Source organism: Edaphobacter sp. 12200R-103 (assembly GCF_010093025.1).
GTDB lineage: Bacteria > Acidobacteriota > Terriglobia > Terriglobales > Acidobacteriaceae > Edaphobacter.
On sequence record NZ_CP048114.1, the window covers coordinates 4,224,210 to 4,246,358 of the forward strand.

The 22,149-nt window shown below is 56.6% G+C and carries 30 protein-coding genes and 1 tRNA gene; 15 read left to right on the forward strand and 16 right to left on the reverse strand.

Going from position 1 to position 22,149, the window contains the following annotated elements:
• Positions 1-14 precede the first annotated feature (14 nt).
• From GWR55_RS19130 to infC, 5 genes are all read right to left on the reverse strand, one after another.
• Positions 15-191 (reverse strand): hypothetical protein, encoded by a 177-nt coding sequence (locus GWR55_RS19130; protein WP_202925534.1) that lies wholly within the window; start codon positions 189-191, stop codon positions 15-17.
• A gap of 50 nt (positions 192-241) precedes the next feature.
• Positions 242-418, reverse strand: coding sequence for a hypothetical protein (locus GWR55_RS19135; protein WP_202925534.1), 177 nt, complete (start codon positions 416-418; stop codon positions 242-244).
• Between the two features lie 50 nt (positions 419-468).
• The gene (locus tag GWR55_RS19140; protein WP_202925535.1) at positions 469-645 is read right to left on the reverse strand and encodes a hypothetical protein; all 177 of its coding nucleotides are present in this window, start codon (positions 643-645) and stop codon (positions 469-471) included.
• A gap of 50 nt (positions 646-695) precedes the next feature.
• Positions 696-872 carry a hypothetical protein gene (locus GWR55_RS19145; protein ID WP_202925536.1) on the reverse strand — a complete coding sequence of 59 codons (177 nt, stop codon included), beginning with the start codon at positions 870-872 and terminating at the stop codon, positions 696-698.
• A 389-nt stretch (positions 873-1,261) separates the two neighbouring features.
• Positions 1,262-1,885 (reverse strand): translation initiation factor IF-3, encoded by a 624-nt coding sequence (gene infC / locus GWR55_RS17530; protein WP_370521439.1) that lies wholly within the window; start codon positions 1,883-1,885, stop codon positions 1,262-1,264.
• Between the two features lie 312 nt (positions 1,886-2,197).
• On the opposite strand from infC, the gene GWR55_RS17535 reads away from it, so the two are divergent.
• Positions 2,198-2,746 carry a response regulator gene (locus GWR55_RS17535; protein ID WP_162403410.1) on the forward strand — a complete coding sequence of 183 codons (549 nt, stop codon included), beginning with the start codon at positions 2,198-2,200 and terminating at the stop codon, positions 2,744-2,746.
• Positions 2,747-2,797: 51 nt separating this feature from the next.
• Here the strand turns inward: GWR55_RS17535 and GWR55_RS17540 are convergent, their stop codons facing one another.
• The gene (locus GWR55_RS17540; RefSeq protein ID WP_162403411.1) at positions 2,798-3,067 is read right to left on the reverse strand and encodes a hypothetical protein; all 270 of its coding nucleotides are present in this window, start codon (positions 3,065-3,067) and stop codon (positions 2,798-2,800) included.
• A 134-nt stretch (positions 3,068-3,201) separates the two neighbouring features.
• On the opposite strand from GWR55_RS17540, the gene GWR55_RS17545 reads away from it, so the two are divergent.
• The 3 genes from GWR55_RS17545 (at position 3,202) to GWR55_RS17555 (ending at position 4,923) form a co-directional block, all read left to right on the forward strand.
• Positions 3,202-3,288, forward strand: a tRNA-Leu gene (locus tag GWR55_RS17545).
• 157 nt (positions 3,289-3,445) lie between these two features.
• Positions 3,446-4,255, forward strand: a complete 810-nt coding sequence (trpC, locus tag GWR55_RS17550; RefSeq protein ID WP_162403412.1) for an indole-3-glycerol phosphate synthase TrpC — start codon at positions 3,446-3,448, stop codon at positions 4,253-4,255.
• Positions 4,252-4,923 (forward strand): phosphoribosylanthranilate isomerase, encoded by a 672-nt coding sequence (locus GWR55_RS17555; RefSeq protein ID WP_162403413.1) that lies wholly within the window; start codon positions 4,252-4,254, stop codon positions 4,921-4,923. Before trpC ends, GWR55_RS17555 begins: the two co-directional genes overlap by 4 nt.
• Before the next feature lie 128 nt (positions 4,924-5,051).
• On the opposite strand, the gene GWR55_RS17560 is transcribed toward GWR55_RS17555, so the two are convergent.
• The 4 genes from GWR55_RS17560 to GWR55_RS17575 all read right to left on the reverse strand — a co-directional run bounded on the left by GWR55_RS17560 (position 5,052) and on the right by GWR55_RS17575 (position 8,958).
• Positions 5,052-7,163: a prolyl oligopeptidase family protein gene (locus GWR55_RS17560; RefSeq protein ID WP_162403414.1), complete on the reverse strand. Its 2,112-nt coding sequence runs from the start codon at positions 7,161-7,163 to the stop codon at positions 5,052-5,054.
• 297 nt (positions 7,164-7,460) lie between these two features.
• A complete protein-coding gene (locus tag GWR55_RS17565) occupies positions 7,461-7,814 on the reverse strand; it encodes a YXWGXW repeat-containing protein (RefSeq protein WP_162403415.1) in 354 nt (117 codons plus the stop codon).
• A 256-nt stretch (positions 7,815-8,070) separates the two neighbouring features.
• Positions 8,071-8,463, reverse strand: a complete 393-nt coding sequence (locus GWR55_RS17570; RefSeq protein ID WP_162403416.1) for a LysM peptidoglycan-binding domain-containing protein — start codon at positions 8,461-8,463, stop codon at positions 8,071-8,073.
• Positions 8,464-8,550: 87 nt separating this feature from the next.
• Positions 8,551-8,958, reverse strand: coding sequence for a YidB family protein (locus GWR55_RS17575; protein WP_162403417.1), 408 nt, complete (start codon positions 8,956-8,958; stop codon positions 8,551-8,553).
• Positions 8,959-9,159: 201 nt separating this feature from the next.
• Between GWR55_RS17575 and GWR55_RS17580 the strand changes: the two genes are divergently transcribed.
• Both GWR55_RS17580 and msrB read left to right on the forward strand, forming a co-directional pair.
• The gene (locus tag GWR55_RS17580) at positions 9,160-9,555 is read left to right on the forward strand and encodes a RidA family protein (protein WP_162403418.1); all 396 of its coding nucleotides are present in this window, start codon (positions 9,160-9,162) and stop codon (positions 9,553-9,555) included.
• A 60-nt stretch (positions 9,556-9,615) separates the two neighbouring features.
• Entirely contained in the window at positions 9,616-10,026 is a 411-nt protein-coding gene (msrB, locus tag GWR55_RS17585) for a peptide-methionine (R)-S-oxide reductase MsrB (RefSeq protein WP_162403419.1), read from the forward strand.
• A 143-nt stretch (positions 10,027-10,169) separates the two neighbouring features.
• Here the strand turns inward: msrB and rpmB are convergent, their stop codons facing one another.
• Positions 10,170-10,358: a 50S ribosomal protein L28 gene (gene rpmB, locus GWR55_RS17590; protein ID WP_162403420.1), complete on the reverse strand. Its 189-nt coding sequence runs from the start codon at positions 10,356-10,358 to the stop codon at positions 10,170-10,172.
• Positions 10,359-10,637: 279 nt separating this feature from the next.
• A complete protein-coding gene (locus GWR55_RS17595; RefSeq protein WP_162403421.1) occupies positions 10,638-11,192 on the reverse strand; it encodes a DinB family protein in 555 nt (184 codons plus the stop codon).
• An 83-nt stretch (positions 11,193-11,275) separates the two neighbouring features.
• Between GWR55_RS17595 and GWR55_RS17600 the strand changes: the two genes are divergently transcribed.
• From GWR55_RS17600 to GWR55_RS17610, 3 genes are all read left to right on the forward strand, one after another.
• On the forward strand, positions 11,276-11,650 hold the full coding sequence (locus tag GWR55_RS17600; protein WP_162403422.1) for an MliC family protein: 375 nt from the start codon (positions 11,276-11,278) through the stop codon (positions 11,648-11,650).
• Between the two features lie 63 nt (positions 11,651-11,713).
• Complete coding sequence (locus GWR55_RS17605; protein ID WP_162403423.1) at positions 11,714-12,568, forward strand: SCO family protein; 855 nt, start codon at positions 11,714-11,716, stop codon at positions 12,566-12,568.
• A 93-nt stretch (positions 12,569-12,661) separates the two neighbouring features.
• Positions 12,662-13,141: a hypothetical protein gene (locus GWR55_RS17610; protein ID WP_162403424.1), complete on the forward strand. Its 480-nt coding sequence runs from the start codon at positions 12,662-12,664 to the stop codon at positions 13,139-13,141.
• A gap of 279 nt (positions 13,142-13,420) precedes the next feature.
• On the opposite strand, the gene GWR55_RS17615 is transcribed toward GWR55_RS17610, so the two are convergent.
• Positions 13,421-14,575, reverse strand: a complete 1,155-nt coding sequence (locus GWR55_RS17615; RefSeq protein WP_238398502.1) for a beta-propeller fold lactonase family protein — start codon at positions 14,573-14,575, stop codon at positions 13,421-13,423.
• 233 nt (positions 14,576-14,808) lie between these two features.
• Between GWR55_RS17615 and GWR55_RS17620 the strand changes: the two genes are divergently transcribed.
• On the forward strand, positions 14,809-15,039 hold the full coding sequence (locus GWR55_RS17620; RefSeq protein ID WP_162403425.1) for a hypothetical protein: 231 nt from the start codon (positions 14,809-14,811) through the stop codon (positions 15,037-15,039).
• Between the two features lie 70 nt (positions 15,040-15,109).
• Here GWR55_RS17620 and GWR55_RS17625 read toward each other — a convergent pair whose 3' ends face one another.
• Complete coding sequence (locus tag GWR55_RS17625) at positions 15,110-15,754, reverse strand: VOC family protein (protein WP_162403426.1); 645 nt, start codon at positions 15,752-15,754, stop codon at positions 15,110-15,112.
• Positions 15,755-15,932: 178 nt separating this feature from the next.
• A complete protein-coding gene (locus GWR55_RS17630) occupies positions 15,933-16,283 on the reverse strand; it encodes a hypothetical protein (RefSeq protein ID WP_162403427.1) in 351 nt (116 codons plus the stop codon).
• 219 nt (positions 16,284-16,502) lie between these two features.
• Between GWR55_RS17630 and GWR55_RS17635 the strand changes: the two genes are divergently transcribed.
• The 4 genes from GWR55_RS17635 to GWR55_RS17650 all read left to right on the forward strand — a co-directional run bounded on the left by GWR55_RS17635 (position 16,503) and on the right by GWR55_RS17650 (position 20,278).
• Positions 16,503-16,940, forward strand: coding sequence for a DMT family transporter (locus GWR55_RS17635; RefSeq protein WP_162403428.1), 438 nt, complete (start codon positions 16,503-16,505; stop codon positions 16,938-16,940).
• Between the two features lie 372 nt (positions 16,941-17,312).
• On the forward strand, positions 17,313-17,807 hold the full coding sequence (locus tag GWR55_RS17640; protein ID WP_162403429.1) for a hypothetical protein: 495 nt from the start codon (positions 17,313-17,315) through the stop codon (positions 17,805-17,807).
• 171 nt (positions 17,808-17,978) lie between these two features.
• Positions 17,979-19,649: a hypothetical protein gene (locus GWR55_RS17645; RefSeq protein WP_162403430.1), complete on the forward strand. Its 1,671-nt coding sequence runs from the start codon at positions 17,979-17,981 to the stop codon at positions 19,647-19,649.
• Between the two features lie 320 nt (positions 19,650-19,969).
• The gene (locus GWR55_RS17650; RefSeq protein ID WP_162403431.1) at positions 19,970-20,278 is read left to right on the forward strand and encodes a panthothenate synthetase; all 309 of its coding nucleotides are present in this window, start codon (positions 19,970-19,972) and stop codon (positions 20,276-20,278) included.
• Between the two features lie 26 nt (positions 20,279-20,304).
• On the opposite strand, the gene GWR55_RS17655 is transcribed toward GWR55_RS17650, so the two are convergent.
• Entirely contained in the window at positions 20,305-20,829 is a 525-nt protein-coding gene (locus tag GWR55_RS17655; RefSeq protein WP_162403432.1) for a transposase, read from the reverse strand.
• 175 nt (positions 20,830-21,004) lie between these two features.
• Between GWR55_RS17655 and GWR55_RS17660 the strand changes: the two genes are divergently transcribed.
• Entirely contained in the window at positions 21,005-22,141 is a 1,137-nt protein-coding gene (locus GWR55_RS17660) for a three-Cys-motif partner protein TcmP (protein ID WP_202925537.1), read from the forward strand.
• Positions 22,142-22,149 lie beyond the last annotated feature (8 nt).

Genomic DNA, 22,149 nt, shown 5'->3' on the forward strand with positions numbered 1-22,149 from the left:
TACGAAAGCTGCTTTTAGCGAGCGATGCCACAGGCGTTGGGGTCGTCAGGAGCGCACATGGGGATAGGCAGGGCGCTGTTGCGGGCGATGTTGACCTTGGCAGAGCTGGTGGCAGCAGAGGAAATCTGGGTGGAAGCGAAGGCTCCGGTGACAACGAGGGCGGCGACGACGGAACGGATGATGCTCTTCATGGGTATGGGTCCTTTAGTTGCTTGAATTCAGTAATTTACGAAAGCTGCTTTTAGCGAGCGATGCCACAGGCGTTGGGGTCGTCAGGAGCGCACATGGGGATAGGCAGGGCGCTGTTGCGGGCGATGTTGACCTTGGCAGAGCTGGTGGCAGCAGAGGAAATCTGGGTGGAAGCGAAGGCTCCGGTGACAACGAGGGCGGCGACGACGGAACGGATGATGCTCTTCATGGGTATGGGTCCTTTAGTTGCTTGAATTCAGTAATTTACGAAGCTGCTTTTTAGCGAGCGATGCCACAGGCGTTGGGGTCGTCGGGAGCGCACATGGGGATAGGCAGGGCGCTGTTACGGGCGACGGTGACCTTGGCGGAGCTGGTGGAGGCAGAGGAGATCTGGGTGGAAGCGAAGGCCCCGGTGACAACGAGGGCGGCGACGACGGTGCGAATGATGTTCTTCATGGGTATGGGTCCTTTTAATTGCTTAAATTCAGTAATTTACGAAGCTGCTTTTAGCGAGCGATGCCACAGGCGTTGGGGTCGTCGGGAGCGCACATGGGGATAGGCAGGGCGCTGTTACGGGCGACGGTGACCTTGGCGGAGCTGGTGGAGGCAGAGGAGATCTGGGTGGAAGCGAAGGCTCCGGTGATAACGAGGGCGGCGACGACTGTGCGAATAACGAACTTCATGATGTTAACCTCGGGAAATTTTTTTCCTATGTTGCAAAAGATTTCGCTGGACAGATCAGCTGAAGTAAACATATGATGGACTCGTATATAAGTCCAATGGAATGAATGGTATATAAATGTATTTAGCGGGTAGAGTTACTGACGTAACAGACGATTTTGAACAGGGTCGAAGACTAACGTGCAAGCGCATCACGGAATTATGGCCAGATGATTGCTTGAGCGTTTAAAGCGTGACGTTGAAGGCCTGGAGCAAGAACAGATTTTCTCGCGGCACTGAACTCAGGACCCACTCAAAACCAATCCAGCCGGACTCAACAGGGTCGGTTAAATAGGAAGGCGCAATCCCCATGGAAGAGGATTGCGCCCTTTGTGCTTTCCTGGATGTCTGTTTAGGCCTGGGCTACAGAGCTGTTTGCAGCCGCCTCGGGTGCATGTCCCTTGTCGGGAGCCGCAGAGGCTTTCTTCGGTGCACTTTCCGCTTTCTTTGAAGGCGCGAGAATGGCATGGAGGGTAGTACCTTCCATGCGCGGCATAAACTCAACGGTACCGGCCTCTCCCACGTCCGTGATAAGGCGATTAATGATCTTATAACCGAGGTCGCGGTGCGCCATCTGACGGCCTTTGAAGCGCAGCGAGGCCTTTACCTTATCGCCTTCATTGAGGAAACGGATGGCCTGATTTTTTTTGGTCTGGTAATCGTGCTCGTCGACAGTGACAGAGAACTTCACCTCTTTAATGGTGATGACCTTCTGTTTCTTCCGCGCGGCCCGATCGCTCTTGTCCTTTTCGTAGAGGAACTTGCCGTAGTCCTGGATCTTGCACACGGGTGGAACGGCGTTCGGTGAGATTTCAACGAGGTCCAGAGAACGCTCCCGGGCCATCTTCAGGGCCTCAAACGGGGGCATTACGCCAAGCTGTTCGCCGTTTTCGTCGATGACACGAACTTCGCGGGCGCGGATTCGCTCGTTGGTACGAATAAAGGATTTTGCGGAACGTTTATCGATCGGTGGAATAAGTCGCCTCCACAGCCTGCCTCATAGGCTTGCCATGTGTATCTGTCTTGGATTTACAGTCGCCTGCAAGGAAGCGCTGCACATTGAAGTATAGCATTCCGTTGGATGCGAGTGCGGCGGCGAATGATGTGCCCGGTGGACCAACGAGACAGGGCGATGAGAGCATCTTACGCAACGTTCCCTTATGCTTTTCATGCGCTGCATGGGATTTTTGTACGTTACGGATGTTGTGTATTGTAGGAGACGAATGAATACGAGTTCGCGTCTCTTCAGAGCGGATTTCTTTCCAGGCTGGGAGAAGAGAGAAGAAAGATGAAGAAGCGCATCCTGCTGGTCGATGATGAGGTCGCTGTTCTGCTGACATTGAAGGCCGTGCTTGAGATCAATGGCTTTGATGTGGATACGGCGGCATCGGGACGGGAGGGCAAGCTGAAGCTGCGCTCCAACGAATACGACATGGTGATCAGCGATATGCGGATGGAGAGCGATCAGGCCGGAGCTGCGGTCATTGCGGCGGCCAGATCGGCTTCGTACCGGCCGGCAGTTGCTCTTCTGACGGCGTACCCGCTGGCAGAGGAGGACTGGCAGGATATGGGGGCGGACCGAATGCTGGTAAAGCCCATGCATACGCGCCTTCTGCTGGAGCAGATCGATCGCTTAATGAAGAGCCACGAGACTAAGCGCGCGGGCAAAGGTTCAACGTTGAGCGCAGACGCTATATCCTCTGAAACCACGAAGAAATCAACCACCAAGTCGGGCGCGAAGAAGATGGTTAAGGCGCCAGACAGCAAAAAGACGGTGGCAAAGACCACCAATACCACTTCCAGAAAAGCGGCCCGGCCGTCCGCAGCGAACCGCTGAACAACCGCGTTGTTGAATAACCGCTTTAGCTGAAATAGGTGGTTACGCCTGTCAGGGCTGGGAGTTTTCCTTAACGTAATTTCGCAGGGCCAGGTTAATGTCCATGGCCTTGTTGACTCCGTTGTCCAGCATGCGGAGCCATTCGGAACCTGGCTCCTTCAGGCCGACCGTGCCTAACAGATAACTGGTCTGGACGATTACCTCAAGCGCGTTGCTGAGTTCGTGCGCCATCTTCCGGATCTCGATGGCGAGATCTGCAGGGATGGTCTCACTTGCCTTACCGGGAGCCTGGGGTGGCGAACTGTTCGCAGGTTTGTTCATGTTCTGGCAGCGCTCCTTGCAGTGACCAGTCTAGACGACGATCGCGCGTAATTGACAGGCGACCTGTGCTTTGCGACACTAAAGACTCGCGGTTGCGGTGTTCAGCCTTATAAGGCAGAGCGTGTACGACCGTTGCCGAAGTGGCGGAATTGGCAGACGCGCATGGTTCAGGTCCATGTACTCGCAAGGGTGTGGGGGTTCGAGTCCCCCCTTCGGCACCAAAAGATTGAAGCAGGCTCCGAGAGAGAAGCGATCATGCTTCTCTCTTTTGCTTTGTGATCCTTTTTCCCTTGAAGATGTTGCTTTCAACGGAAGCCCCCTTGGGCTCGAGGATCTGTTTCTCTGCTATCGCGACGATACGCACTAAAATGAAGGTATATGCCGACCCGACTTGATGAGATTGTTGCGAATACGTCCCGTGAGGTGGCGGAACGAAAAGCCGTTGCAGATAAAGGTCTGATCGAGCAGAGAGCCGCTGCTCACACGCCGCGGGGTTTTGCTGCGCGGCTGAAAAGCGTAAGCCAGAATGGCCCTGCCATGATCTCCGAGATCAAAAAGGCCTCCCCATCGAAGGGCCTGATCCGCGAGGATTTCGATCCGTTGGCTTTAGCGAAGGGCTTTGAGGCTGGAGGCGCGGCTGCGCTCTCCATCCTGACCGATACGAAATACTTCCAGGGATCGCTGGCATACCTTGAAGCGGCCTCACAGGCGGTGAAGATCCCGTGCCTGCGAAAGGACTTCATCGTCGATCCCTTCCAGATGGTGGAAGCCAGGGCCTTTGGGGCCGATGCGATCCTGCTGATTGTGGCGGTCCATACCGATACGGAGCTTGCGAGTCTGCGCAAGGAAGCTCACAACTACGCGCTGGATGTTCTCTGCGAGGTCCACTCCTCCGAGGAGCTGAAGCGGGCGGTCGATCTGGGGTTCGATGTGATCGGTGTGAACAGCCGTGACCTTCGCACCTTCGAGATGCACCCGGAGCTTCTGTTCGAGCTTGTGGATGCTATGCCCGCGGGCACGGTGAAGGTGGCTGAGAGTGGCCTGCGCGGTGCTGAGGAGATCGCAAAGCTGAGGGATGCGGGCTATGATGCGTTCCTCATGGGCGAGACTCTGATGCGACAGCCTGATCCTGGTGTGGCGCTGGCAGAGCTGCTGCGACATGGGTACTCCGAACGGGTCCTGCGATGACATGGGGCAAGATCTGCGGCAACACGAGTCTTGCTGACGCGCAGCTCGCGATCGAATACGGCGCGGATGCGTTGGGATTCGTCTTCGCGGAGAGCAAACGTCGCGTCACGCCTGGACATGTTGCTACGATTACGCCGCATCTCCCACAGAATGTCGAACGCGTAGGAGTCTTCTACAGCCGGGATGCGGCGGAGATTGCGTCTGTGGTCGAGCAGGCGGGATTGACGGCGGCGCAGCTTCACGGCGGCCTTGATCTTTCTCTGATCGAAGAGCTTCGTCATCGTCTCGGCAAAGAGTTCGGGCTGATCCAGACGCTGCACTGGGTCGTTGGAAGTGACAGTGCGCAACGGCTGAAGGAAGAGCTTCGAGAGATTGCAGCTTTCGGGCTGGTCGACCGCGTGCTTGTTGATTCGAAGGTGGGATCGGCGGGCGGTGGGACGGGGGTCTCCTTCGATTGGGCGGCGGCTCGCAACGTTTTTCGAGAGGCTGCTCCCCAGCTCCGTATTATTGCTGCCGGCGGATTGCGTCCTGAGAATGTCGGTGAGGCGATTCGTGCGCTGAATCCGTGGGGGGTCGATGTTGCGAGTGGCGTGGAAGCCGGGCCTGGTGAGAAGGATCCTGAGAAGCTGCGCGCATTTTTGCGGGCGGCTAAAGCGGGTTCGCGGTAGAGTCTCTTCCCGAAGCACCCTAGGTGCTATTGGCAAAATACAGGGATTCTTCGCTTCGCTCAGAATGACGGCTTCTAATAAGCCGACTGGTTGAAGATTTCGATGAGAGTTCAGGCGAAGATTGGTTCCTATACTGTTTCTTCAATGTGTAGCTGAACCTGCAGGTGGAGCGCCAGGAAGGTGAGCTGGTCGACGATGATTTCGACGCGCTTAGTCAGGGGCATCCCGCTGCCGTGTCCGGCGCGTGTCTCTACGCGGATGAGGATGGGATTGGGGCCAGTTTGCGTTGCCTGCATGGCTGCGGCGAATTTGAAGCTGTGCGCTGGATAGACGCGATCGTCATGGTCGCCTGTGGTGATGAGGGTCGGAGGATACTCAACGCCCGGCCTGATGTTGTGGAGTGGAGAGTAGCGGAAGATGGCGCGAAACTCTTCTTCCTTCTCGGTGGGAGCGCCGTAGTCCGTCTTCCAGGCCCAGCCGATGGTGAACTTGTCGAAGCGCAGCATGTCCATCACTCCAACAGCGGCAATCGCCGCTCCAAAAAGGTCGGGGCGTTGCAGCTCGCAGGCCGCGACCAGAAGGCCGCCATTGCTTCCGCCTGAGATTCCGAGGCGCGAGGGTGAGGTGTAACCGTTCGAGACGAGCCACTCGGCGGCGGCGATGAAGTCGTCAAAGACGTTCTGTTTGTTGAGGCGCGTTCCCGCTTCATGCCAGGCTTCGCCGTACTCTCCGCCACCGCGCAGGCTGGGCTGTGCATAGATGCCGCCCATCTCCATCCATAGCAGGTTTCCTGCGGAGAAATCGGGCCGGAGGGAGATGTTGAATCCGCCATATCCGTAGAGCAGTGTGGGATTTTTGCCGTCCAGCGCGAGGCCCTTTTTGTAGCTCAGGAACATGGGGACGCGCGTGCCGTCCTTGCTCGTGTAGAAGACCTGCTTCGTTTCAAACTGTGCGGGATCGAACTTCAACTTCGGCTGACGGAAGATGGTTGATTGGCGCGTCTTCATGTCGACGCGGTAGACCGTTGCCGGCGTGGTGAAGTTGCTGAACTGATAAAAGGTTTCGGTGTCAGTGCGCTTGCCTTCAAACCCAGCCGCCGTTCCGATTGCCGGAAGCTCGAGCCGTTCCAGCGGGGCGCCGTCGGCTGTATACAGCATCACCATACTCTGTGCATTGGCCAGGTAGTTCGCAATCAGCGTGTTGTCGATCATGCCGATGCTATCGAGTTTGTGCGCGCTCTCCGGGATGATGGTCTTCCACTGGCTGCGTGCAGGATCAGTAAGATCAACCTGCATGACGCGGCCGTTGGGAGCCTCGAAGGTGGTGTGAATCCAGAAGCGCGTGCCGTCGCTGTCGATGACGGAATAGACTGCGTCCGCAGCGTCAGCGAGGGTTACGGTTGTGCCTTGAGGATCTTCAAGGTCACGAATCGAAAGCTGGTTGTTGGGGCTTGATCCCTTGGTCTGGTAGATCAGGAGGTATCGTCCGTCGTGACTGACGCCTGCGCCGAGGTTGATCTCCTTATCGTCGGGCCGGTCGAAGATGAGGCGGTCTTCGCTCTGCGGGGTTCCGAGTTTGTGGAGGAAGATCTTGTGGAAGTAGTTGGCCTCCTTGAGAGCATCTTCCTTTGGGCGGTCGTAGCCTTGATAGAAAAATCCGGAGCTGTCCTTGAGCCATGAGGCGGAGCTGAACTTGGACCAGGCCACGACATCAGGAAGATCGTCTCCGGTGGCGACGTCACGCACATGCCAGGTGATCCAGTCCGAGCCCGCATCGGCGATAGAGTAGGCGGCAAGGCTGCCATCGTCGGAGATGCTGAGATCGATCACGGCCACGGTTCCATCGACCGAGAGTGTATTGGGATCGAGCAGCACTTTGGGCTCGCCGTCCAAACCTTCGGTCCAGAAGAGGACACTCTGGTTTTGAAGGCCGGTATTGTGCCAGTAGAAGTAGCGCGATCCTTTGAGGACCGGCGCGCTGAAGCGCTCGAAGTTGATCAGATCCATCATGCGGCGGTGCATGGCGTCACGAGCTGGAAATCCATCCAGAACGCTTCGCGTGAGTTGATTTTCCTGCTCGATCCACTGCGTTACTTCGGAGGAATCGAGGTCTTCCATCCAGCGATATGGGTCGGAGACCTTGGTCCCGAAGTAATCGTCCACCTGATCAACGGTGCGGGCCGCGGGATAGGTGAGTGAAGGCAGGGTGGAGACTTCGGCGGTTTCGTTGGCAGGATTCATCTGTAGCGGAGGCCTCTGGCTGTGGATCGTGTGAACCGGGATGGTTCTGGTCCATTTTATTTGGAGGGGAGATTTTGGGGATGTATGGCGGGGCAGAGCCGCAGATCCTTCGACTCGCTTCGCTCGCTCAGAATGACACTTTCAGGATGTAAGAGAACGCTCCTGCGACCAGCAATCTGAATTAAAGCAACGGAGGGCCCATCTTATGAAGGTGAGCCCTCGTGCTGGTGCTCTGCGCATATCCGGGAGATCATGCGACAGAGTACGTTTGCGACAGCGTGACGGGGCGGCGCGAGACTAACGGCGGTGGCCGTAAGCGTGCCCATGTCCGTGATGGCCGTGCCAATCGCGCGGTCCCCAGCCTCCCTGGGAATAACGCCAGCCGCGATCTTCATGAATCCATCGCGGATTGCGCCATGCTGCACCGTAGTAGGGGGGGCGCGCCCACCGGCCGGAGTACCAGACGTACTGTCCTTGTACAGGAGCCCAATAGCCCGGCACCCATACGTATCCAGCCTGTGGAACAGGGGGAGCAACTTCATACCGGACAGGAGGGGGAGGGGTTCCGATCATGATAGAGATCTGGCCGAATGCAGGTGCCGCAAAGGTTGAGGCGGCAAGCAGTGGTGCCAACAACCATTTCACTTTCATCGTGCTCCTTCGCGTTTGGTCCCAGGTACCGGCATGGACGCCCTCTGCCTCTGGAGACGCCTTTGATGGAGCGTTCTCTCAAGAGAAACGGAAAGAATTTCCTGCTAATGCCGAAAAGTTTCTTTTCGTTTCGTTGAGGAGCGCTTATTTTGCGTCCACGCGGTATTTCAGTGCAAGTTGCTAGCCAAACGAAGGATGTACCAAAAGGAAAGCCGCGCCCAGTGAGGAGCGCGGCGGGGGTGAGATTCAGAATGGATCAGCCCTGTGGTGGAATATTGATCTGCTGACCTGCCTGGATGCGGTCCGGGTTGTCGATGCTGTTTGCCCTGGCAATGTCGCCGTATTTATTGGCATTGCCGTAGAAGTGTTTGCTGATCTTTGAGAGCGTGTCGCCGGATTTGATGGTGTAGGGCTGATTGTCACCGCCGGTCGTGACGATCTCGTGCTTGAGATCGGAGTATGACGGGTCCACTTCCTTGATGGTGTCCCATACCCGGTTGGCGATGACCTTTGAAGGCACGGTTGCCTTGATGTGCAACTGCTCGCCGGCAAGATCGACGGCCTCTACCTTCGCACCGAGGTCGGCGAAGCTGTTGATGGTCGAGATGACCGGGTTGTACTTCTGCTTCAACTGCTCCAGATCAGCCATTCTGTCTTCTCCTGTGGTGGTGTCTGCATCCGGCCGCTGTTCTCCTCAAGGAGCCGGGTGAGCGTTTCCTGTTGCGGATCGGTGGGGTTAGAGCAGCTTGCCCAGGACCTGCTGCGCCATGCCGCTGAACGATCCTGGCTCCGTCGACTGACCGTTGGCAGCAAAATGCTGGACGACCATCGGCAGAATGAGAGCGAGGGCGGAGGTTACTACCGAAGGAGAGACGCCAGCCTTTTGTGCCGTCTGTTCGATGAGGCCTGTGGGGCCAAGCCCCTGCTGGACCTGTTCCGGGGTTGCCGTTTGCGCTTGTCCGCTGAGCCAGGTGTTTACGTGCTCACCCAGGCCATTAGACTTCAGGCTCTCAAGCACTCCCGTGATGCCACTGGGGTGCGCGGAGAGCGCCTCGATAAAACCGCCAGCGATCTTTGCCTGATCGCCCTGTGCCAACGCTCCGGCCTGTCCTGCTAACGATTGAATGGAATCGAGAATTCCCATACGTTTTTCTCCTTCCCCGATCTGCAACGAGGAAATGTCTTTCTGATTTGATCTAAATTCTGCACACGTAAGCTGTGCGCGAATCCTGGCCATTGAAAACGGTCATGGAATCTGAGACAGGATGGACTGGACAGGGGTTGCCGCAATTCTTTGCAAAAGTTTGGTTTCAGCCTGGCGCAGGGGTTGGTTAGACTGGCATCTATGAGCGAGAAGAAGATTCCGGTTTCTACCGAAGCTGCTCCGGCAGCCATTGGTCCCTACTCACAGGCAGTTCGCGTTGGCGAGACGCTTTATGCATCCGGACAGGTGGGACTTGACCCGGTTACCGGCCAGATTGTCGAGGGTGGTGTGGAGGCGCAGACAGTTCGCGTCTTTGAAAATATCAAGGCGGTGCTGGCAGAGGCAGGGCTTGGTTTCGAACATGTCGTCAAGACGACGGTCTTTCTCAAGAATATGGGAGACTTTGCGGCGATGAACGCGATCTATGCGAAGTATCTTGCTCCCGAAGGAGTAGTGCCTCCGGCCCGGTCCACGGTTGCTGTCGCGGCTCTGCCCAAGGATGCGCTGGTCGAAGTTGAGATCATCGCCCGGAGCTAGGGCCGGGATGTGACCGGCTGTGCCGGCGGGCATCTAATCCAGTGGAAAGGATGATCACCCATGTCTGAGTCTGTGAAGTCGGAAAAGATGCATAAGACGGAAGCGGAGTGGCGCGAGTTGCTGACGCCTGATCAGTTCAACGTCCTGCGGGAGAAGGGAACAGAGCGTCCGTTCACCGGGGCTCTGCTCAATAACCATGAGACCGGGGTATATCACTGCGGAGCCTGCAATGCGCCTCTGTTTACCTCAGATAAGAAGTTCGATTCTGGGAGCGGATGGCCGAGTTTCTGGTTGCCGGTTTCGGCCGATGCTGTTGATGCACATGAGGATAGCTCTCATGGAATGCGGCGCATCGAGGTAACCTGCGCGAGGTGCGGAGGTCATTTGGGGCATCTCTTCCCGGACGGCCCACGGCCTACGGGAATGCGCTACTGCATCAATAGCGCATCGCTCGCATTCGAGAAGTCGTAAGGAAGGCTGGGTTTAGGCGTCTGAATCTGGAGAGGGGATGATGCCGGACAAGCCAGCAAACAGCTAAAGCCCCAGTCCGCGGAGATGCGGCTGGGGCGATTTGTTTCTGAGCTGGATTTCAGATGGCCCGAAGGGACTCTCGGCTAAGCCTTGACGATCTTGCCGGTCTTGATGCAGCTGGTGCACACGCGTACACGCTTGCTGGCTCCTCCAACGACTGCCTTGACCGACTGCAGGTTTACGTTCCAGCGGCGGCGGGTGGTGTTGTGGGCGTGGGAGATGTTGTTGCCGAACTGCGGACCCTTGCCGCAGAGATCACATTTTTGCGCCATGTCTTAACTCCAATCTCTTATTGCAGCTTCTTTCCGCAGGGACGTCGCTCTCCCGGAGGAGAATCCGGGGCATCTCGCGTTCCGGCTGCGGAGGTGGGCGGGCTCAAACTGGGCCGCCGAGAATCTGCTGATAACTCAAAAATTCGGGCGCTTGCAGGACGTAAACTCATCCTGAAGACGCTGGTAGTTCATTATAGCAAAGAATCCATGACTGGAAGGTCCAGCTTGGAGGGCTGACAACTTGCGGCCGGTACCAGGCGCAAGTTGCTGATTCTATTATCAGGCCGGTGTGCTGTGTCCTTCGCATTGAAGGACGCCGAGGTAGGTACTCCACGGACCGACTGCCTGGCGATAGGAGTGGGCGAGGATGCGCGAAAGCTGGTGCATATGGGTGAGGTCGTGGGTAGCCCAGGTAGCCAGAAGTTGCGAGAGTGTGACCGGGCCGAAGGCCGGGTGGCGTCCCTGGAGGGACAGATCCGTTGGGGTGAGACCAAACGACTGCAGTTCGGCGAGATTCTGAGCGCGCAGATAGGAAAAGTCGTCGAGAAGCTGATCGAGGGACTTACCCTGGCTCTCGCGTCGTTGTCCCTCGCGGTCGACCGGGCGGAACAAAGGGATCTCCGAACCGCCTTTCGCCGAAAGAATCTGCCGTGCCCGGTTCATCCAGTCGGTGCGTTCGCAATAGGCCAGATGGCCGATCACTTCGAAGGGCGTCCAGGTGCCGTCTCCTTCATTGCGATGGATCAAGGCTACTGGGAGTCCGCGAAGCTGAGCGTTGAAAGAGCCTGGTGCTCGGTCCAGAAGGGCGATCGTCTGTTGCAGGTCGTGTTCCATGGCTTGATCTCGTCCTGTTAGATTGCTGATCAGGGGAACGCGCCGCTAAAAATCTATCCAGAGGTTGAGATATGAGACGCAGAATGAACCAGGTAACCGCTTTTGGGATAGCTGCATTGTGTTCCGCCTCGGCAGCAGCTACCGATTTGACCATCCACCTGAAGGGCAATGAGCCGGTAAAACGGATGACGGTACAGTTTCAGTGCGATGCGCAGGCCACGGCGATGGGGCTTCCTTCGGGTGTGTTTGCAGTTGAGTATCTGAACGGCGCGGGGAACCATCTGGCTGTAGTCCCGGTTAAAGAAAACTCGATGATCTTCGTGACGGTGCCCTCGGGATCGGGGGCGAAGTACGCCTCCGCGCAGTACACATGGTGGGATGCGGGCAGCCGCGGCACGACCTTTGCCTCCGATTTTCCCGGCCTGAAAGGAAGTTCAAGCTGTCATCGGGTAAAGTGACGGCCGGACGTACATTTCGCGGCTCTCTGCCCAAGGCGTAGCATAGAGACAGAGGGTCCTGGAATGAGATTGCGTCATTTGGGTGTTCTGGCCTTGCTTGGTCTTTTCTTCGGTGGGTCTGGTTTGACGGCGCAACAGATGGGGGATCACCCCATGGGGAGTGCGGCTCAGGTGCCTCCGAAGTACCTGAAGGATGCCGGGTTGGTGGAGCGGCTGAATCAGCCGCTACCGCTCGACGCGACTTATACCGACGATGCTGGCCACCAGGTCAAGCTGGCAGAATACTTCCACCATCGTCCGGTTGCGATGGCGCTGGTCTACTTCCACTGTTCGATGCTGTGTCCACAGGTTCTGCACGGGATGGCGCAGTCGCTTCGCGGTGTGGGATTTACCCCCGGCAAGGACTATGACATCGTCATCTTCAGCATCGACCCGATGGATACCCCGAAGGACGCAGCCGAGGCGAAGAAGACGTTTCTCGATGAGTTGGGGCAGCCGAACGTGGGAGACAGCGTCCACTTCCTGACTGGGCAGCAGGCCTCGATCGATGCAATCAGCCAGGCGACGGGATTTCACTATGTTCGGGTTCCGGGTCCGGACGGCAAGATGGATCAGTTCGCGCATTCGAGCGTCATCATGTTTGCCACTCCGGATGGAAGAATGTCGGAGTATCTTGCGGGAATCGAGTATCCAACGCGGGATGTGCGACTGGCCCTGGTGAATGCCTCACACCTGAAGATCGCCTCCGCCAAGGATCTCTTTCTGCTGTACTGCTGCAACTATGTGCCCTCTTCGGGCAAGTACACGGTGGCGGTCCTGCGGATACTGTCGCTTGCTGCTCTTGTAACCCTGATCGCGATGGGAATCGGCCTATATCTCCTGAACCGGAAGCGCGGATCATCGCGACTTGCGGTCTGAGCGAAGCAACTCGCCGTTCGGTGTCTTACTCTGATCAGAGAGAGACATACCGGAGGATTGATGTTGGGCCACATACGAAAGACTATAAAAGCGGTGCAACCATGCGGATGCCTGCCATCGATTGCGATTGCAGGCATTCTTTTATTTTCGGCAACGGGAATGAGCGTGGCGCAGGGGCCGCCAGGACATGATCCTCATAATGCGCCGCCGGGACACGGCGGGATACCGCCGGGCCAGGCAAAGAAAAATGGGTATGGCCACGTTCCGCCGGGCCAGGCGAAGAAGTTTGACGACTGGCGCTTCCGGCAGGAAGATCGCGAACATTTCTACTCTCATTACCGGCAGGACGTGCAGCGCTGGAGAGGAAAACATCGACCTCACTTCGTACGCGGTGAGATGATTCCCCGAGGGTACGCTGTCCGTCCGGTGCCGCAGGCCTATTGGCAGAATGTGCCGCCTCCGCCACCGGGATATCAATACGGTTACTACGAAGGTAATGTGGTGTCTTACGATCCAACGACTCGCATCATCGCCGACGTTATCGACCTGGTGAGTGTTGCGGCAACCCGATAGCGGACTGTTTGCAACACGATAGAGAAGGTCCGGCTGGATTGAGCCGGACCTTCTTTGCGAATGGTGTTTTCGGGTCGTCAAATCCACGGATGCAGATTGAAGATGGCAGTCGAAGGATGACATGCTCGGAAGGACTGGAAGAATTGCATTTCCGAATCGATTGCAATATCTGCAACTGCCATCCTGCATCTTCGGGTCGGCCGCAGTCGGATCTTAGATACAGGCAGATATACCTGACACTGAAGCCCGGAAAGAGGAGACCTTCTTTCCGGGCAACGATCATATTGCTGCGATGCCGTTGAAGCCTGCTGATTTGGGGAGATCGCCTGCCTCGCCAAGATGGGTTAGCGTCCCGTTGTCTTCAATCCGGAACATCCCGATATTTCCCGCATTGGAGTTGAGAGTGTAGACGTACTTGCCGTCCGCGCTCACAGCGATGTCCAGGTTGGTGCTTCCGGCAGGGTTGTTTCCGACAACGGTCGATCCGAGCGGAGTAAGAGTGCCGTCCTTGCCAATCGCAAAACCTGAGATGGAATCGCTTCCGGCGTTGGAGGTATAGACGTACTTACCGTCCGGCGTAATCGCATTCCAGCAGTTGGCATTGGCCAGTGCAGGGACGCTTTGACTGACCGCTGTGAGCTTGCCGTCAGGGCCGACGCTGTAAGAAGAGATGGCAGACGCGTTGTCCGCTCCCGCAGGACCGGTCTCCGAGACAATTGCCTTTCCATTAGGAGCGAAGGTGACCGAGAACGTGCCGGGAGCCGGCTTTGCATTGACAACAATGGGGCCCAACGTTCCGTCCGGATTTACCCGGAAGGCGTCGATATTGTCCGCAAGGCGCTCGGTGACCAGCAGGAAGCGTCCGTCCGGGCTGAACGCGATGGAGGCTCCTCCAGTAACGTTTGCGGTAAGAAAAGCGGTGCTGTTCTTGATGGGCCGAAGCTGCGCCCCCAGATCGAGCCGAAATCCAGCGACGTTACCAGCTCCTCCCGAGTTGAGGACATAGACGAGATTGCCGAACTGCGCGACTGCCACCGGCTGGCTTCCCCTTGAGGGAGTCTTGCTGACGAAGACAAGGTTCGAACGACGTACGCTGAACACCGAAACAGTTCCGCTGCCTGCATTGGCCGCAAAGAGGATGGAGTGGTCCTGGCTGAGAGTGAGAGCTCCCTGAGCTTCCAGCGGATCGGTGACACCACCGCTGCCGCGGCCTTCCGTATCGTAACGCCCGGCTTCGGTGAGGTAGCCGTTGGCGGCGCGATCGTAGGCGACGATCTCATTCTTTTTCGCGTCGTTGGTCATGACGAAGACAGCACCTCGTCCTCTGGCCTGTTGCGAAAAGGCAGAGAGCGATGTGAACTGGGCGGATGAGGAGATGGTGCCGATTCCCAGTGCGGCGACGGAGAGAATCAGTGGGCGGACAAATCGTTTCATCGAACGGACTCCTTGGGGAGATAGCGCAGGGCTTCGAGTGTCGGTTTCGACGGCCGGCGAAGTCGCGCACTCATGAGAGTCCCGCGCTCGGAAAGAAGTCACACCTCCCGGAATCTTTTGCGCAGATCGGGAGTTCCGTCGGATCGTCGGCAAGGCGTAGCATGGTCGACGAAGAGATTCGTAAAAGTAACGCTGCTTGAACTGTTCATTGAAGACCAACGAGGAGGTCCGCTATGGCTCTTAGCTTCGCTGCGGATATTCGCCCACTTTTTCGGGAGGGGGATATCGAGTGCATGGAGGGTATGGGGGTGAATCTGGGTGATCCTGCCTGGATGTGCGTTCCGGACAACGCGCAGAGTGTGTATGAGAGTGTAGCGAACGGCTCGATGCCTCCGGACGATGCCTGGCCTGCGGAGCGGGTAGCGCTTTTTAAAGCGTGGATGGATGCGGGGTATCCGGCATAACGCATGATCGCCTGACTGCAGCCGCGAGAGTCTTCCTTCTCGCGTTACGTTCTATCGAATCGCCGCAGTTTTATTTTGGCAGCTCAAGGCCGGCCTGTTCGCGGACCATGTATTCGGCGTACCACTCCGGCCAGTTGGGGTCGGGCTGACCGATCCGGGCCTCGTGGCGCCCGTGAGCTTCGGAGGCGCGCCGAAGTGCGGCGGTGAGATCGCTTGCGGAAGAGAAGGTCGTCGTCGCCGGATCGAGCCGGCCCGGCAGGCGGCTGGTGATCTCCTGAAGGAGCCAGCCATTGCCGTCGGGATCGTTGAAGGAGGCGAAGGAACGATAACTGGCGCCGGCAGGATCGGGGCCGATGACGCGCTTGCTTCCGAAGAGAAAAGGTTTGTCCGTTCCGGTGTAGACATTGGCTTCGCTGTGGAAGATTTTGCTGATCTCGACGCCATGCCCGAGCAGCTCCGCACGGGCGGCGGCGATGTCGGAGACGATGAGGTAGAGACCCTGAACAGTGCCCGGAGTTGCCGCAGTGACGTTTTTGCCGAAGATGATGGAGCAGCCGGAACCCGGCGGCGTGAACTGGATAACGCGGTAGTCTTCGCCGGAGGCGAAATCGGCGTCGAGCCGCCAGCCGAGCCTGGAGTAGAACTCTTTTGCGCGGTCCGCGTCTGAGACGGGGAGAACGACAATCTCAAACTTCATATCGACTGGGCTGCTCATGACTGTCTCCTGAGGAGTGAGCTGTCGCGCTCTCACACCGTTGTGCGGGAAAACACCGGGAAGTGCCTTCCTGTGGGTGGATTTTGTAGGGGGTCTGCACGCCCTGAGCCCTGATGTCTGCCTCGCCTGGCAGATTATTTGTGCTGCGATGGATTATCCGATGAATCGTTCTCCCGCGCTACATCGGGTTGGAGAGGGCTTCGACGCGAACAATCCTGCAGTCGACCTTTTTGTTCTGCGGGGACCACAGGCTGGCTTTGTCGCCGTCGATCTCGTAGCGCAGGGTGGTTCCGACGACGAAATCGGTAGCGTTGACGGATTTATTGGAGTCGGTGCGGCAGGTGTAGCTTTTGCCCTGGGTCTCGAAGAAGAGGTCGTAGGCCTGATGCTTGTGGCTCTTATCTTTCATGCCTGTTGTCTGGAGGTCCTTGAGGGGTACGGAGCCTTTCAACTTTTCCGCGGCAAGCGCGGGCAGGGTGGCCAGAAGACCGGAGAGGACGAGGACGGCAGTGGCAGTGCGTAGGCGCATGGCTTCCTCCTGCGCAGGATTGTATATGGAAGATGTGTCAAGGAATGCTCACGGTAATCGGGGAGGATTTCCCGGAAGTCATGAGGGAGGAATTTTCCGTTGACAGGTTCTTTTCGAAGGTGTTGTACTGCATGCGTTATACGCAATATTGATTGCGTTATTAACAACAAATAGAAAGCAAGTGAACTGGAGAATTCTGTCTCGACGGAGAAGAGGGCGATGAAGCTGGTCTTTTATGCGCTGACGGTTGTGATCGGTATTGTGTTGACGGTTCATCTGGCGATGAACGGTAAAGTGGGGGCAACGTTGAATAACCCGCGGGTGGCAAATGCACTGTTCTGGTGTGTGGGCGCGCTGACGGCGGTGCTGATTGGGCTGAGCGGATGGGAGGCGGGAACGCTCAGGCCGCTGCGGGAGATTCATCCGGTGTTGTTGATGGCGGGCGTGTTTGGAGCGTGCCTGGTGTTCGGAATTGCGTTTCTGATTCCCCGGATTGGAGCAGGCCGGCTGACGCTGATCATGCTGGCGGGACAGATTGTGGGTGGACTGGTGCTGTCGCACTTTGGCTGGCTGGGCTCTCCACGTGAACCGGTGACGGCGCGTGGCCTGGTGGGGACGCTGATTATGTTTGCCGGGGTGATTCTGGCAAGTCGGTAAAGGAAGCTGGGAGAGTTATCCGCTGGGTAGTCCTGGTCAGGAAGGGCCAGCGGCTCCGTGTGCGGCTCCGAGCTATCCCTTCTGGATTTCTGGTGCGAGAAAGGCGGTTCGAGCTTTCCATCCCAGGCAGCAAGCTGCTCGGGGACTCCAGATTCGTATGGGTGGGGTTGGATGTGTGTGGCCATCTCCGCCCTGACTGTTGTCTCCAGATTCAGACGCGATTGGACTTTTGAAGGTGGGATAGGTACAAACAATAACGGCATAACCAGACGAAATTCCGGGAAGTCTACAGCCGGATACCTTTGCCGATCCACCTTCCTCCCGCCTGCATCCGTTGCCCAATTCAAAACTGACGCACAATGGAGATCCGTCATGTCCGAAAAAGCTACTGTTCCTCAGGCCCTGCACACAAGCAATGCAGAAGACCTTCCTCTCATACGGGCTTCGGCCAACCAAGTTCAGAGTCCTCTCAATTTGAGGTTGACCATCGCCCAGGGAAAAAACCTGGAGATTGTTGCATATCTGGCCGACCCGCAACACTCCAAAGCAATCAATGACGGACTGACTGCTGTCGGAACAGTCCACTTTGCCCGTTTCCTTCCAGAGAGCGGATTCCTTTTGGGAAAATCGCAGACTCTGTGGGTGTTGACCGAGTACGACGGCACATTCGACCAGTACATTGAAGACTTCGTCAATCAGATGGGCGATATCTTCGACGATCTGCTCTCTTTTGTGGCGGATCCCCCACCGTTGCCCGTGAAAAACAATATCCCGGCCTTCGAAGCGTGGGTTAATGCGCACAATGAAAAGAGCAATCTGTACTCGGCGTACCCCACTCTAACGGTGCAAGCAATCCTGAATAGCTGAGCGCCAGCTTCAATCATTGCCAAAACGACCTGCTCAGGGCCCGTATCTATCGGGCCCTGCAGGTGTTCCTGCGTGTGTTAAGGAGTCGATTGGCCACGGTGAGGAGGACGAAGAAATTTGTCCTGACACACCGTGCGAGATGTGTTTCTGCCTTAGAACAGGAGAGCAAATATGAAATACCTTTGCATGATTGCGCTGATGATGGCCGGAACCTTGCTTCCGGCGCAGACGATTCCTCAGGATGCGGCTCCTAATTGCCAAGTCGCTTCGACGACGTTCGACCAGTGGTTCCAATCGGGGCAACCTGTCGTGAACGGGGTCGTGAATCCCGCGAATAGCGTTGGTTTTACCGAGGGAAGCGTATGCAACTTCTATGCGTGGGCAAAACAAATGTTCCTCTGGGTGACATCGGAATCGGGCGGGTCACGCATCTTTGATTCAGCGACTTTCTATGATGTTTCTCCTCCGGACAGCAACGGCCAAAGGACGTTTCTGCCGCACGGCAAGGGTTCGTTTCTTCACTCGATGATGCTGCGGGCTGCAAAAGGTGGTCCCCATGATTTGCCGATCATCGAGGGCAGATCGGGCCAATTGTTCGAAGTGATGAAACCACCGATCGATCATTCAGGAAAGCAGATTGTCGTTGATAGCTCGGGCAACCTCGTTGAAGTGAGCAAGGCGTTTATAACGCCGAACCACAAGCTGGCGTTTCAGGATAGAGCCGGCAATACGATCGCTCTGCCGTCTGTCGGGGCTCTCAGAAGCGATTCCGTGCCCACGGACACGATCCTGACAGCAAGGGAGTTCATGGTTGACGGAAAGCCGGTGTTCGTCGACTCCAGCGGCAACATCATCGACGTGGAACAGGGGCAGGCAGGAGGCTCCGGAGTTTTGGAGACGCAGAAAGACGGCCTGGTCTATTACGCGACGATGACGAACGATGTCTACGCCTACTTCCTGACAGGAGTGAAAAATGGCGCCATTGCTGCCGCGCAATTTCCGACAACGCAGACAGACCTTGCCGCAATCCAGAAGTATGCAGCCGCGAATGGAAAGCCAAGCTTTACGGACGCACAGGCACTCACCGTGGAATTGAAGAGTTCCTGGATTGAGGTCAACGATCTCAATAAAAAGAACTACATCACAACGACGGCCATGATTCCGGTTTACGACAGGTCGAATCCACAGAAATGGGTTCTGAAAGGCCAGAGGAAGGCTACGCTGGGAATGCTCGGCATGCATATTGTGGGCAGCGTCCAAGGCCATCCGGAGATGATCTGGGCTACGTTTGAACACTTCGGGGACACCCCCAATGCTGCGTACTCGTATACCAATACGAAGGGGAATACTGTAACGGTCCCTCAGAGCACGGCCGGGAACTGGCGGTTCTCCGCGACCAATTCGACCGGCCCGTTTAATGTCGTGCATATGACGGCAAAGGAGGCGAACATTCTCGCCCAGAGCGGGTATACGATCAGCCCCAGCGACTCCTTGAGAACCTACGCATGGGGTGCGGGACCCAACAATGCGGCGGCGAACAGCAACCTCATTTCGATTCATAACAGCGTCAACGCGCTCATGCCGAAGGGTGATATCCGCTCCGATTACTTCCTGATCGGGGCTACCTGGACGACGGCCGGCACGGCGCCTCCAACAGGACAGACAGGCGCGACCAACGTCGCCAACTCGACGATGGAGACGTACCAACAGCACACTGGAGGTTGCTTCCTGTGCCATTCAGGATCAGGATCGCTGGCTCCAGCTACGCTCAGCCACGTCTTCGGGGGAGAGACGAACGGACTGCAGCCGCTGTTCCCGGCGAGCAGTGGCAACTCGAGGTAGTGGTGCTTCGCTTCGAGGGTAGCCGCTGTTTGAGGCAACTGCGAAGCTGGCCCAAATGCCGAGAGAGCCGTGGCCATTTGTGATGCAGAGCGCGATGCAACGTTCGTGGCGCGCTCTGCGTCGGCTTTTACGGCTCGAGCTTCGCTCGAATGCCCACATCGAGATATGGGGCACCCGATTCTTGCGAGTGAGTCAGATGTGGGCCACCCGTCCCACCGCCCTTTGAATTTCCTTGACCGGTGGAGTGTGGGGGCGTAGGTTTGGCGTCCTCCCCACAGGCCACCTTTGTGTGATCCGCCAATTGAATGCAGGAGGTTTCCATGCGCATGATGATGCATGTTTCGTTGCCGGTTGAGACGTTCAACGCGGCGGTCAAGGACGGCTCGGCAGGAGCCAAGATAAAGAAGATTCTCGATCAGTTGATGCCGGAGGCCACGTATTTCATGGCGGATCGACAGGGGCGGCGGTGCGCGGTTCTGATTGTGGACCTGGCGGATCCGTCGAAGATCCCGACGCTGACCGAGCCGTGGTTCCTCACGTTCCATGCCGCGGTGGAGTTGCAGCCAGTGATGCTACCCCAGGATCTTGCGGCTGCGGGACTGGAAGGCTTGGGCAAGGAGTGGGCATAGCCGGGTGGCCCATTCATGGCGCGGTTTCATCGCGACATGAGTGGGTTCTTCGTGCGGTGCGCGAACCGTGTTCGGTCAAGCCATTGTGAGTCGCTCTGGATGGTCGTGGGCTCTCCGCTGGCGTAGTGGTTGAAGCTGCTCCAGCGGTAGTCTTCCGGTCCGGTGACGAGTCCTCGTGTTGCGGGGTTGCGGTGGATGTACTGGACCTTCTCGACGAATTTTCCGGTGGTGAAGGTATTGAAGTCGTAGTACCGCGTCTGCCAGAACTTGTCGCGGGAGCCCTTGAGGAGTTTGGAGGACTCTCCTTTGAGGACTCTTAGGAATGAGGCGAGGGTGCGGGTTTCCGGTTCGCTGGTCAGGAGGTGGACGTGCTCGGGCATCAGGACGTAGGCGTAGATGGTAAGCGCGTGCGACTGACGGGCCTTCTCGATGACGAGTTCCACGGTGTTCTTTGGTTCCGGGGCTTCGAGGAAGGGAAGACGGCGGTAACAGCTGAAGGTGATCAAGCGGAGCTGGCCTGTTTGTTGTCTGCGCTCGAGGCCTATGGGCATGGTGTGGATTTTAGCCGGTGTGTGGGAGAACGGTTCGAGCTTCGCTCGAATGCGCACTCATGTCGCGATAAGGCTGCGCCATGAATGGGGCACCCGATTGTGGGTGGGATTGGATGTGTGGGCCGGCCGTACATAATTTGCTTGATTATCAGTGGTTTATGGTCTAACGTATCTCTTGCTGATTCGTATTTTCTTCGCCCTGACCAAAACCTTTTTCGATGAATCATCCGAGCAATCAAAAGTCAAAGCAATTCTCGTCCGCGATTATTTTTGGGCTTGGGCGAAAGTGATACTGCCGACCGTTCAAAAGAACAGAAATGGCAAAATCGCGTACATCGACCTCTTCGCAGGCCCAGGTCGCTACAAAGACGGTACGAAGTCCACGCCCTTATTAGTGCTCGAAAGCGCAATTGAAGATCCGAACATGCGCGATCGACTTGTGACTTTTTTTAACGATGCCAGCGCAGAAAATTCAGGAAATTTACATAGGGAGATCGCCGCTCTTCCCAAAGTGGGAACTCTCAAGTACACGCCTTACGTGATGTCAGAAGAAGTAGGCGCGAAGATCGTTGACAAGCTAGCAAAGATTCGATTGGTTCCTACGCTCTTTTTTGTAGATCCGTGGGGCTACAAGGGCCTTTCACTGGGATTGATCAATTCTGTCTTGAAGAACTGGGGCTGTGATTGCGTTTTCTTTTTTAACTACAACCGAATCAATATGGGGCTTCACAACGAAGCGGTCGAAGACCATATGAATGTTCTATTCGGAAAAGAACGAGCAGATGAACTGCGAAAACGCCTCGCGGGCATGGCGCCCGAAGCAAGAGAAGCGGAAATTGTGGAAACATTGGCACAAGCACTACGAGGGTTGGGTGCGAATTTCGTGCTTCCATTTTGTTTCAAAGATGAGCGAGGGAAGCGAACCAGTCATCATCTGGTCTTCGCGACAAAACACCCGCGTGGCTATCGCATTATGAAAGAGATCATGGCGAAGCAAAGCTCGGAAAATCACCAAGGTGTAGCCTCCTTCGGATATTGTCCCGCATCTTCTGTCCAAACGATGCTTTTCGAACTGAATCGTCCCCTGGATGATCTACAAGGGATGCTTTCAAGTACATTTTCAGAGCAAACATTGTCCGTAGAACAGATTTACGAACGCCACAACGTTGGAACACCTTACATCATGAAAAATTACAAGTCGGTCTTGCTATCCATGGAAGAGGCTGGACTGATAACTACAAATCCATCTGCCGACAAGCGACGCAAGGGCACTATTGCCGATCACGTACGAGTCACTTTTCCCAAACGGTAAGGGAGGCA